9 protein-coding genes are annotated in these 11,388 nt (G+C 72.5%); 8 read left to right on the top strand and 1 reads right to left on the bottom strand.

Translation table 11 applies throughout. The features are described 5' to 3' along the window. The first annotated feature begins 159 nt into the window (after positions 1-159). Positions 160-2,292, top strand: coding sequence for a primosomal protein N' (locus tag IE207_RS28275; protein ID WP_190187149.1), 2,133 nt, complete (start codon positions 160-162; stop codon positions 2,290-2,292). A gap of 246 nt (positions 2,293-2,538) precedes the next feature. Here IE207_RS28275 and IE207_RS28270 read toward each other — a convergent pair whose 3' ends face one another. Further along, positions 2,539-3,075 (bottom strand): hypothetical protein, encoded by a 537-nt coding sequence (locus IE207_RS28270; RefSeq protein WP_190187148.1) that lies wholly within the window; start codon positions 3,073-3,075, stop codon positions 2,539-2,541. Between the two features lie 249 nt (positions 3,076-3,324). On the opposite strand from IE207_RS28270, the gene fmt reads away from it, so the two are divergent. The 7 genes from fmt to IE207_RS28235 all read left to right on the top strand — a co-directional run bounded on the left by fmt (position 3,325) and on the right by IE207_RS28235 (position 11,258). Then, positions 3,325-4,269 (top strand): methionyl-tRNA formyltransferase, encoded by a 945-nt coding sequence (fmt, locus tag IE207_RS28265; protein ID WP_190187147.1) that lies wholly within the window; start codon positions 3,325-3,327, stop codon positions 4,267-4,269. Positions 4,270-4,347: 78 nt separating this feature from the next. After that, on the top strand, positions 4,348-5,889 hold the full coding sequence (locus IE207_RS28260; protein ID WP_229874077.1) for an RsmB/NOP family class I SAM-dependent RNA methyltransferase: 1,542 nt from the start codon (positions 4,348-4,350) through the stop codon (positions 5,887-5,889). 249 nt (positions 5,890-6,138) lie between these two features. Further along, complete coding sequence (locus tag IE207_RS28255) at positions 6,139-6,522, top strand: DUF6507 family protein (RefSeq protein ID WP_190187146.1); 384 nt, start codon at positions 6,139-6,141, stop codon at positions 6,520-6,522. Then, a complete protein-coding gene (locus IE207_RS28250) occupies positions 6,519-8,747 on the top strand; it encodes an EndoU domain-containing protein (RefSeq protein ID WP_190187145.1) in 2,229 nt (742 codons plus the stop codon). The genes IE207_RS28255 and IE207_RS28250 overlap by 4 nt, the downstream gene beginning before the upstream one ends. A gap of 20 nt (positions 8,748-8,767) precedes the next feature. After that, positions 8,768-9,184, top strand: coding sequence for a hypothetical protein (locus tag IE207_RS28245; protein WP_190187144.1), 417 nt, complete (start codon positions 8,768-8,770; stop codon positions 9,182-9,184). A gap of 491 nt (positions 9,185-9,675) precedes the next feature. Next, positions 9,676-9,831, top strand: a complete 156-nt coding sequence (locus IE207_RS28240) for a hypothetical protein (protein WP_190187143.1) — start codon at positions 9,676-9,678, stop codon at positions 9,829-9,831. Then, positions 9,828-11,258, top strand: coding sequence for a DUF6177 family protein (locus IE207_RS28235; RefSeq protein WP_190187142.1), 1,431 nt, complete (start codon positions 9,828-9,830; stop codon positions 11,256-11,258). The genes IE207_RS28240 and IE207_RS28235 overlap by 4 nt, the downstream gene beginning before the upstream one ends. Positions 11,259-11,388: the final 130 nt, after the last annotated feature.

Genomic DNA, 11,388 nt, shown 5'->3' with positions numbered 1-11,388 from the left:
GAGCTGCCGGACTTCACCTGGGAGCGCACCGACCGCGTCGACGCCCTGCGCGCCGCCGCCGGTCTGTAAGCGACGGACCTGTGACGCGAGGCCCCGGACCCTGAGGTCCGGGGCCTCGCGCATGTCCGGGTGTCAGTGGCATTTGGTAAGAATGCGGGTGTGAGCAGCGCGAACGAGTCGGGTCAGCGGGGCGGGGAGAGGGATCCCGGCGGGCCGCCGGAGCAGCTCGCGCTCATCCGGGACATCGTGGCCGAAGCGAAGGCCAAGGCGCCCAAGGCCAAGCCCCGCACCTGGCGCGGGGCGGCCCTCGCCGAGGAACTGCCCGTCGCCCGCGTCCTGGTCAACAAGGGCGTGCTCCACCTCGACCAGCTGTGGGACTACGCCGTACCCGCCGAGCTGGCCGAGGCCGCGCAACCGGGCGTACGGGTCCGGGTCCGCTTCGGCGCGGGCGCCCACCAGGTGCACGGCGGGCGCCGCGAGGGCGGCGGCCTGATCGACGGCTTCGTCATCGAGCGGCGCGCCGAGTCCGATTACGACGGGGCCCTGGCCGCCCTGGCCCAGGTCGTCTCCCCCGAGATCGTGCTCACCCCCGGCCTGCTGGCGCTCGCCCGGGCCGTCGCCGACCGGTACGCGGGCAGCCTCGCCGACGTCCTCCAGCTCGCCCTGCCCCCGCGCAGCGCCCGAGCCGAGGCGAAGCCCTCGCCGGAGCCGCTGCCGCCGCCCCCGGCGCCCGAGCCCGGTGGCTGGGAGCGGTACGGGGCCGGCCCGGCCTTCCTGCGGGCCCTGGCCGGCGGGGGCAGCCCCCGCGCCGTGTGGACGGCCCTGCCCGGCCCCGGCTGGGCCGGTGAACTCGCCCGGGCCATGGCCGCGACCCTCGCCTCCGGCCGGGGCGCCCTCGCCGTGCTGCCCGACGGGCGCACCGCCGCCCGGGTGGACGCGGCGCTCACCGCCCTGCTCGGAGAGGGCCGGCACGCGCTGCTGACCGCCGAATCCGGGCCGGAGAAGCGCTACCGCCAGTGGCTCGCGGTGAGCCGGGGTTCGGTGCGGGCCGTGGTCGGCACCCGCGCCGCGATGTTCGCACCCGTGCGGGACCTCGGGCTGGTGGCCGTGTGGGACGACGGGGACTCCAGCCACAGCGACGACCGCGCCCCGTTCCCGCACGTCCGGGAAGTACTGGAGCTGCGTGCGCTGACCGACGGCTGTGCGTTCCTGGCCGGGAGCACGAGCTGCACCGTCGAGGCCGCCCAGCTCGTCGAGTCCGGCTGGGCGCGGCCGCTGGTCGCCGACCGGGAGACGGTACGGGGCTGCGCGCCCCGGATCAGGACGGTCGGTGACGAACTCCTGGCCCGGGACGAGGCCGCCCGGGCCGCGCGGCTGCCGAGCCTGGCCTGGGAGACCGTGCGCGAGGGCCTGAGGAGCGGGCCCGTACTGGTGCAGGTGCCCCGGCGGGGCTACGTGCCCCGGCTGGCCTGCGAGCGCTGCCGGGCACCGGCCCGCTGCCGGGCCTGCGCCGGGCCGCTGGAGGCGCCGGACGAGCGGGACCTGCGGTGCGGGTGGTGCGGGCGCGGGGAGCCGTCCTGGCACTGCGAGGAATGCGGGTCGTTCCGGCTGCGGGCCCGGGTGGTCGGCGCGCGGCGCACCGCCGAGGAGCTGGGGCGGGCGTTCCCGGCCGTGCCCGTGCGCACCTCCGGGCGCGATCACGTGCTGGACGAGGTGCCGGACCGGCCCGCGCTGGTGGTGTGCACCCCCGGGGCGGAACCCGTCGCGTCCGGCGCCGGGTACGCGGCGGCGTTGCTGCTGGACGGCTGGGCCATGCTCGGCCGGCCCGACCTGCGGGCCGGGGAGGAGGCGCTGCGGCGCTGGATCGGGGCCGCCTCGCTGGTCCGGGGGGAGGGGCAGGTGGTGGTCGTCGCCGAGCCGACGCTGCGGCCGGTGCAGGCGCTGGTGCGCTGGGACCCGGTGGGGCACGCGGTGCGGGAGCTCGCGGAGCGGGCCCAGCTGGGCTTCCCGCCCGTGTCCCGGATGGCGGCGGTGGCCGGGCGGCCCGAGGCGCTGGAGGCGTTCCTGGCCGCCGCCGAACTGCCGCCGGACGCAGAGATCCTGGGGCCGGTGCCGCTGGCGGGCCGGCGGGGGGAGCCGTCGCCGGGGGAGCGGGCCCTGATCCGGGTCCGGCCCGGCAGCGGGGCGGATCTGGCGAGGGCCCTCAAGCAGGCACAGGCGGCCCGGTTGGCGCGCGGGGTGACGCCCGCGGAATCGGTCCGGATCAGGATCGACCCGCCGGACATCGGCTAGGCGGCCCGCGCGGGACGCCCGGCGGGGCGTGCCGCGGGAGCGGCTCCGGCGGGGGCTTGACTTCGGGCCGGGCGCTGCCCGCGGCCCGGCGTGGGTTTCCCGGGCAGGCGCCGGCGTGCGCCCCGCTCGCGCCCCCGCCCCCGGCCGGGAGCGGCCTCGGGGGAGGGGGCGCTCCCGGCCGGGGGCGGGGGCGGGCTGGGAGCGGTCGGCCGTCAGGGGTCGGCGTCCCGGCGGCGGGCCGCCGGGTCAGCCGTTGCGCGGGCCGGGGAACGCGGGCGACCGGGAGGCCGCCGCGCCCTGAGCCCCGGCAGCCGACTCCTCGCGTACCGGCTGCGGCGGTACGGAGCGCGCCGCCGGGACGGTGGGGAGCGGCGCCAGGGTCCGGGTGGTGGTGGTCGTCCCGTCGGCCGGCACCTCCACGGACTCGGCGGCCTGCGCGCGCCGGGCCCCGTAACGGCGGTGCACGGCCTGCTTGGTGACGCCGAGCGCCGAGCCGACGGCGTCCCATGAGAAGCCGAGCGAGCGGTCGAAGTCCACCGCGGCGGTGACCAGCGTCTCGACGCTGTCCCGCAGTTCCTGCGCGAGCCGTACGGTGGGCGCGGGGGCCCTTCCGTAGACGACGAAGCCCGTGGAGGGACCGGAGCGGCGCGGGCGGTACACGTTGCCGAGCTGGGCGGTGAGCGTGCGCAGAGCATCCACCTGCCGGCGAACCCGCTCGATGTCCCGCACCAGGAGATGCAGGCTGGCCCGTGCTTGGGCGTCGTGGGTGGCGTGGTCGGCCATGAAGAAGCCTCTCGAACCGTGCTTAAGAGCGGATCGGGCCGCAGACACCGTTCTCAATCGCGGCCCGTTTCGGTCAATCTCTTTTGACCAACGCGTCAGCGGGCGCCCAGGTCACGCTCGGGGGGCGTGTCGGCATATGCGAGAGGCGCGCGCGTCGCGGTACGCCCCCGGGCGCACGAAGTGGGCCGTCCGCGGCCTGGCCCATAGACTGGTGCGCTGCTGACAGCCGAGATAGCGAGGTAGGACCCAGTGAAGCTCGTCTTCGCAGGCACCCCCGAGGTCGCCGTACCCGCCCTGGACGCCCTGATCGCCTCCGGGCGCCACGAGGTCGCGGCCGTCGTCACCCGGCCCGACGCCCCGGCCGGACGGGGCCGCCGGCTCGTCGCCAGCCCCGTCGCCGAGCGCGCCGAGGAGGCCGGGATCGAGGTCCTCAAGCCGGTACGACCGCGCGACCCGGACTTCCAGGCGCGGCTGCGCGAGATCGCGCCGGACTGCTGCCCGGTCGTCGCGTACGGGGCGCTGCTTCCCAAGAGCGCCCTCGACATCCCGAAGCACGGCTGGGTCAACCTGCACTTCTCGCTGCTGCCCGCATGGCGCGGGGCCGCCCCCGTCCAGCACTCGATCATGGCGGGCGACCAGGTGACGGGCGCCTCCACCTTCCTCATCGAGGAGGGCCTGGACTCCGGGCCGGTCTACGGCCACCTGACCGAGGAGATCCGGCCCACCGACACCAGCGGCGATCTGCTGACCCGTCTCGCCTTCGCCGGATCCGGCCTGCTCGCCGCCACCATGGACGGCATCGAGGACGGCACCCTGCGCGCCGTGCCGCAGCCCGCCGACGGGATCTCCCTCGCCCCCAAGATCACCGTCGAGGACGCCCGGATCGACTGGAAGGCCCCCGCGATGCGCGCCGACCGCGTGGTGCGCGGCTGCACCCCCGCGCCGGGCGCCTGGACGGTCTTCCGCGGCGAACGCCTCAAGCTGATCTCCGTCGGGCTGGTGCCCGACCGCACGGACCTGGAGCCCGGCGTGCTGGCCCCGGCCAAGAACAACGTCCACGTCGGCACCGGCTCGCACGCCGTGGAACTTCTCTGGGTGCAGCCCCAGGGCAAGAAGCCGATGAAGGGCGCCGACTGGGCGCGCGGGGTGCGGATCGCGCCCGGTGAGCGCCTGGGCGGAGCGGACGTAGGCTGATAGCGGCCGCGCCACACCCCCCCACCCGTCTCGTCTCGACACACCCCGAGCACCACGTACAACCGGAGCACCTTTCACGTGAGCGAACAGCCCCGTCAGCCCCGTCAGACCCCCCGGCGGAACGCCGCGGGCGGCAACGGCAAGCCGTCCGGCGGAAAGCCGTCCGGCAGCGGCAAGCCGTCCGGCAACCAGGGCGGCAAGCAGGGCAAGCCCTACCGCCGGCCGCAGAAGGACCCCGTCCGGCTGCTGGCCTTCGAGGTGCTGCGGGCGGTGGACGAGCGTGACGCGTACGCGAACCTCGTACTGCCGCCGCTGCTGCGCAAGGCCCGCCAGGACGAGAGCTTCCAGGCGCGCGACGCCGCCCTGGCCACCGAGCTGGTGTACGGGACGCTGCGCCGGCAGGGCACGTACGACGCGGTGATCAAGGCCTGCATCGACCGTCCGCTGCGGGAGGTCGACCCGCCGGTACTGGACGTGCTGTCGCTCGGCGCGCACCAGCTGCTCGGCACCCGGATCCCGCCGCACGCGGCCGTGTCGGCGAGCGTGGAGCTGGCCCGCGTCGTGCTCGGGGACGGGCGCGCGAAGTTCGTGAACGCCGTCCTGCGCAAAATCACCGCGCATGACCTGGAGGGCTGGCTGGAGCGGGTCGCGCCGCCGTACGAGGACGACGCCGAGGAGCACCTCGCGGTCTACCACTCGCACCCGCGCTGGGTCGTCAGCGCCCTGTGGGACGCGCTGGGCGGCGGCCGCGCCGGTATCGAGGACCTCCTGGAGGCCGACAACGAGCGGCCGGAGGTCACCCTCGTAGCGCGCCCGGGCCGCTCCACGCCCGAGGAGCTGCTGGAGGCCGTCGGCGAGGATTCGGCGCTGCCGGGGCGCTGGTCCCCGTACGCGGTGCGGATGGCCGAGGGCGGCGAGCCGGGCGCCCTGGAGGCGGTGCGCGAGGGCCGTGCCGGCGTCCAGGACGAGGGCAGCCAGCTGGTGGCGATGGCCCTGGCGGCGGCGCCCGTGGAGGGCCGCGACGAGCGCTGGCTGGACGGCTGCGCGGGCCCGGGCGGCAAGGCGGCGCTCCTCGGGGCGCTGGCGGCGCAGCGCGGGGCGTTCCTGCTGGCTTCCGAGAAGCAGCCGCACCGGGCGCGGCTGGTGGAGAAGGCCCTGGCCGGCAATCCCGGCCCCTACCAGGTCATCGCGGCCGACGGCACCCGCCCGCCGTGGCTGCCGGGGTCCTTCGACCGGGTCCTGGTGGACGTCCCCTGCTCCGGCCTCGGCGCCCTGCGCCGACGCCCCGAGGCGCGGTGGCGGCGCCGGCCCGAGGACCTGGAGGGGTTCGCGCCGCTCCAGCGGGGGCTGCTGAGGGAGGCCTTGTCGGCGGTGCGCGTCGGCGGCGTGGTGGGCTACGCGACCTGCTCGCCGCACCTGGCCGAGACCCGGGTGGTGGTGGACGACGTCCTCAAGGGCCGCGGCGCCGGCGCGACGGCGCGGGTATCGGCGGAACTGATCGACGCCCGCCCGTACATGTCGGGCGTCCCGGCCCTCGGCGACGGCCCGGACGTCCAGCTCTGGCCCCACCTCCACGGCACGGACGCCATGTACCTGGCCCTCCTCCGCCGCACGGCGTAGCGGCCGCATCCCCCGGCCGCCCCGCCCTTGCCCGGCCGAAGTCGGCACGGGCGGGGGCTTCGCCGCGCAGCCGACGGACGAGCCGTCCGACCACGACGCGAGGGTGCGCCAGTGACGACCGGTCCCGCAGAGAGTGTCACCGCTCCGTAACGGGTGTCGACATGACTGGAACTCATTTTGCAGACGCCAATGCGTAGTTGATAGACATGGAACGTCAGTGCGGGGCGTGTTTGCGGAACGGGGGGCACCGTGTCGACGTGGGACATCAAGCCGGATGGCGTTCAAGGCGTTCTGAGCAAGACCGCCGAGGCCGGCGGCAAGTTCGAGGAAGAGTTCACGGCGTACGGCGAGGGCTTGGCGGGCGCCGCGACGAGCGCGGGCACGATGGTCCTGGGCGGTACCGAAATCCCCAAGGGGGGTGCCTTCGGTCCCGTGGCCCAGGCGTTGCTGGAGTTCCAGCAGCACACGGAGAACGACGTGAAATTCCTGCCCGTCCGGACGGGGAAGTCCATCACCGGGGCACGTCTGGCCACTGAGGAGTACCTCAAGGGCGACCTCGCGATGGCGAAGAACAAGCAGGAGGAGTACTCGAAGGCTCCGACTCCGGAAGAGTTGAAGGGCCCCAAGAAGTGATCGACCTGGGGAAGATACCGACCTTCACGGGCAACCTGGAGACCTTGGAGACGCATGCGGCTTCGCTGAAGACGACTGCCTCCGGCATTCGCGGCACGGGCAAGGACGTTCACGACGCCTTTCAGGCGTTGGACCCGGTCTACGACGCTCCCGAGCAGGAGGAACTGCTCAATTCGACGATCCCGGTGCGGGACAAGGCGGATGAGTTCGCGAAGAAGCTGGAATCCGTCAGCGGTGCGCTGACGAGCTTCGCGACGTCTGCCCGTCCGCTGGTGGACAAGATGAAGCAACTCCGCGCGGACGCGGAGAAGTTCGTCGCGGACAACAAGGACGACGACGACTGGCAGCAGGACCAGGGCAAGATCGACGAGAACGCTCGTCTCGTCCGTGAGGTCGGTACGACGTGGGTGGCGTTCCAGGGTGTAGAGCGTGACGCGGCCAACAAGATCACCGCGTTGGTGGGCGGTACGCACTTCGTCGTCGATGACGGTTCGCACAAGGCCGGCATGTACGGCTTCAAGGAAAGCGACGTCAAGGACGCCGGGGAGACGCCTTGGGGAACGGCCGACGAGCGCGAGTACACGGGCTTGCGGGCCGCGTGGGAGTGGACGAAGGACCATGCCGGTGGCGCCCTGAAGGGGTTCTTCGTCGACGGCGTCTGGGGCACCCTCAAGGGCCTGGGCCACATGGTCAACGTGTTCGACTGGGACACCTTCAAGAAGACCTGGTCGGGCATCGGCAATGTCTTCGGCGGTATCAGTGCATACCTCATGACCCCGTACGACTGGGCGATGGACAAGATGTTCGGGCCGGTCGACCACAGTGACAGCGACAAGCAGAAGGCGGCCCTGCGCGACTTCGGCAAGTCGCTGGTCGCGTGGGACGAGTGGGACAAGAACCCGTCGCGGGCGTTCGGGACGGTCGTGTTCAACGGAGTGACCCTCGGCTCGGGCACGCTGCTCAAGCTCGGCAAGGCCGGGAAGCTGGGTGTGGCCGCGGAGGTCGCGACCACGGTGGGCAAGGCGGGGGCGCTCGTCGACCCGATGAGCTACCTCGGCAAGGCGGCGGTCGTCACCAAGCTCAAGGTCGGCGACCTCATGGAGGGCCTGAGGGCCAGCCGGGCGGGTGTCGACGACATGGCCCGCAACGTGCCCTCCGGTGCCTCGCCGCATCCCGGCGAGGCACCCGCGATTCCCGGCCACGAATACGTCGACCCCGCCGGCAACAAGCGGGTCATCGGCGCCGACGGGTTCATCCGGGACGAGAACGGCAACGTCGTTCCCGACACCGAACCCGTCAGGGAGCCGCACAAAGACGACCTGCCCGACATCCACGAGCACGAGACCGCGCCGGTCAAGGAAGAGCCGAAGGTCCTCGAAGGCGCGGGCGGCCCCAGCCGTGTAGAGAACGGCACGGGCCACCCGACGGGTGGCGACGGCAGGGGTAGCGTCCCGTACGTGGGCGGGCATGCTGCCGAATCCCCGACCGCCCACGCCGCCTCGCCCAGCGGTGAGCATGGTCCGAGCGGTAGGACGCCCGGCCCCAGGGCGCATGACGTAGACCGTGCTTCCCTGTCCGGTGCCGGGCACAGTGCGCCTCACGCGAGTCATGGCGGGCATGGCCCCGTTCAGGACCCGGCAGGTCACGGCTCGGGTTCCGGTCACGGTGGCGACTCACATGACCCCGTCGGCCCGGACGCAGGACAGCCTGCGGGGACGGGTGCTGATCAAGGCGGGGACGCACACACCCCCAATCAAGATGGGCCGGGGGTAGAAGAGTTTCCTCCGCTGCCGAAGGGCGGCCGTATCCCTGAGCACACCTTCGAGCATGTACTGCAGGGTGAGCTCAAGTACGATCGCAATGGCAATCCAAAGGTGTCGGGGTACCATTTCCGACCCGGTGGACGCGATCTCAACAGCCATATGGTCAAGGTTCCGAAGATCATCGAGATCGACAATAAAACGGGCCTGACTACGGGAAACGTGTGGATGCGTGATCCGCGAACCGGGTTGATGGTGATGAAGCGGGCCAAGACGACTTTCTTTCCTGCAGGTTGGACGGAGAAGCAGGTCAGGCGCGCCATGGAAAAAGCCTTCGAGAACGGCCGTGTGGTTAACCCCATCACCAACAAGTGGCAGGGGGACTGGAAGGGCATCAAGTTCGAAGGTTACTTCGACCCGCTCACGGGGGACGCGAAGACCGTTTACCCGCTCATGCCGAATTAGCCATGAAGGAGAACAGATTAGTGATTCGCACTCAGTACTACGTTGAGAAGTCCGGGACGCCATTCTTCTGTGGGCCTGATGAGCTGATGTTCCTGGGGGAGTGGGTGACGGCTGACATCCAGCTCTCGCCGCTGTCCGTCCTGGAGGCGATCGATCTCGTGGCCGAAGCGCAGACCAACCCGGCTTTCGCGCCGGAGGACCTGGACGGGAATGCGCACACCGTCACCATCAGTCCTCGGGGCGTGAGGGTGGAAAACTTCTTCGTCGACCATGTCCGGGGTGAATACACCCTCGATGACGCGTTCCGGGTGCTGATCGACTTCTGGGACTACTGCTGCCAGGCGAATCCTGAGAAGGCCGACGCGCGACGACGGCAGTACGCCGAGGAGCAGGGCCGCGATCCGCTGGAGGGGATCCGCGAATACCGCGGGGCTTGACCGCTCCCGCCGAGTGGCCGGTGCCGGCCGCGATGGCAGGTGGTCCGGCAGCAATGATTCGCCGGGAGTCACGGCGAGCCGCCGTTCTCCCCGCAGATTCAGAACCGGTGTGTGGCATCGACGCGTCCGGAGCAAGCTTCCACGAACGAGGTTCCTCGGCGGTGCGGCGACAGCGCATTCGGCGTGCCGGAGTTCTCCGGGCCTGCCGAGCCGAGCGTTCCGGGGCGATAGGTGACAGCCGACATCCCGTACAGGGGATTCGAGATCCGGCCCGGTCGCACTGCCTCCGTGGGCGTCTTAATGCCGTGGCAGCCGACTTGGCGGACGCCGTCGGTGAGATGTGCTCATGCGATGCCGAAGACGCCGTCCTGGTGTGTAACCAGGTGCGAAGCTGACCCGCGATGGCGACGACGTGCGCATCCGGGCGCGTTGGCACGCACGGGAACCACGAGTCGTCACTCACCGGGCCGGGCTGTGTGACGGTCGGGGCGATGGAGTTCGTCAGTTCATGGTGCGAGGTCCGGTGGCGCATCGTGCGCGATGTCGAAGCGGGCTTTGTGGAGCTGGCGGACGACGACCTTCGCGTTCGCGCCGAGGCGCTGCTCGGGGATAACAATGATCAAGCAGCCAGGGGGAACACCGCATGACTACCGACGTGATCGCGCTCACCGAGAGGATGCCCGACCCGCTGAGCGTGCTGGCCGGGTTGCTCGCGGGCGGGCCGGACATGCGGGTCGAGACCGCCGGTGAGGGTGCCGTGGTGCAGCTCTGTGATGCCGAGGGGCGGCCGCTCGTCTCCATCGAGGTGCCGCTGCCGCTCCAGGTGCCGGGCGAGGCGGCCAGGTTGCTGGGGCCCGGCTCCGAGCCGTCAGGGGACGGCCCGGCCTGGTGGATCGAGGTCCGGGCCGCTGTCGGCGTCCCCCAGGCGGAGCAGCTCGCGGGTGCGTTCGCGGCCCGTATGACCATGCTGCTGGGCGGCCGGGTATGGCCGCCGGACGCCCCCGGCACGGTCGGCGCGGCCCGGCCCGTCGATGTCTCGGGCGTCACCGCGGTGCCGGCCCCCGCTGCTGCCCAGCCGGCTGTCGACATGCTCACCGACGAGGCCGCCGTCGTCCTCCAGGACCGGCCGGTCGTACCCATGACGAGCTGGCTCTCCGATGCCCTGCGGGCCACCCTCGAAAGCGACCGCTCCTTGCAGATCGTCACCCCTCCGCACTGCCGCCTCTCCATGGCCACCCGCATGCTGCTGCAGTCCACCCCCTCGCGCTGGGTGGTGCAGGACGAGCGGTGCGGCTATTACGACGGGCTGACCGGTGCGGTACTGGAATGGCGGGATGGCGCCTTCACCCCGGACCGGGACGAGAGGGGTGAGACCCCCGTGGCGGACGCCTTCACGCAGGCGTACGAGCCCACCGGCGAGCGTCAGCTCATCGTCTCCTTCCGTACCCTGCACCGCGCCGATGCGGATCTCGTTCTCGGCGGCGCGGTGGAAGCCGCCTGGCAGGCACTCACCGGCGGTCCGCCGGCCGGCTGGGGGACGTCGGAGCCGGCCGGACTGACCTGGTCGCGGCGGCAGCTGACCGACGTGGCGTACGAGCGCGCACCCCGTTCCACCTGGACGGTGGTCGTCGGCGCCCCGGACCGGCCCGCCGTCGCCACCCTGCGCGTGATCCGCACCCCGGAGGGCGTGGAGGAGGACGTCACCCTCACCGTGGGGTACGGCCCGGGTGAGGAGCCGGCCCTGGAGGCGCTGCCGGAGCTGGCCGACGAGCTGGTGGTCCGGCACGGGCTGCGGACCATGATGTGCCAGGTGCGCGAGGCGCGCCGGGACCTGAGCGCCCCGCCGCGCTTCGAGCCCCCGCCGCTGCCGTACGCGTTCGTGCTGGGACCGGCGGAGGTCGACGAGGCAGGACGCGACACCGCGAGCCGGACGCCGCTCAAGGAACCACCGGTGCGGCTGGGACACCGGGGCCGGCCGGGTTATTACTACCCGCTCGGCGACGGCGGGAGCGCCGAGAGCTGGACCGCCCTGGAGCAGCTCATGCGTCACTTGCGCGGGGCGCCGCCCCTGTGAAGGGCCGGGACGGAACGCGGACCGGGGGTTAAGCCGGCGTGAAGTGAGTGGGCCCCTCGTTTAAGCACGGCTGACGGGATCGGGACTTCCGGGGTCATGGCCGGAAGTGGTGTCCGGCATGGCACGCTTG

The sequence above is a fragment of the Streptomyces cirratus genome (assembly GCF_014650775.1).
GTDB classification, from domain to species: domain Bacteria; phylum Actinomycetota; class Actinomycetes; order Streptomycetales; family Streptomycetaceae; genus Streptomyces; species Streptomyces cirratus.
The sequence above is the reverse complement of the archived record's forward strand: the minus strand, read 5'-3'. Positions and strand labels throughout refer to the sequence as shown.

Coding starts and splice junctions, on each gene's coding strand:
- IE207_RS28235 (WP_190187142.1), top strand. CDS start 9,828: ATGACTACCGACGTGATCGCGCTCACCGAGAGGATGCCCGACCCGCTG.
- IE207_RS28270 (WP_190187148.1), bottom strand. CDS start 3,075: ATGGCCGACCACGCCACCCACGACGCCCAAGCACGGGCCAGCCTGCAT.
- IE207_RS28240 (WP_190187143.1), top strand. CDS start 9,676: ATGGAGTTCGTCAGTTCATGGTGCGAGGTCCGGTGGCGCATCGTGCGC.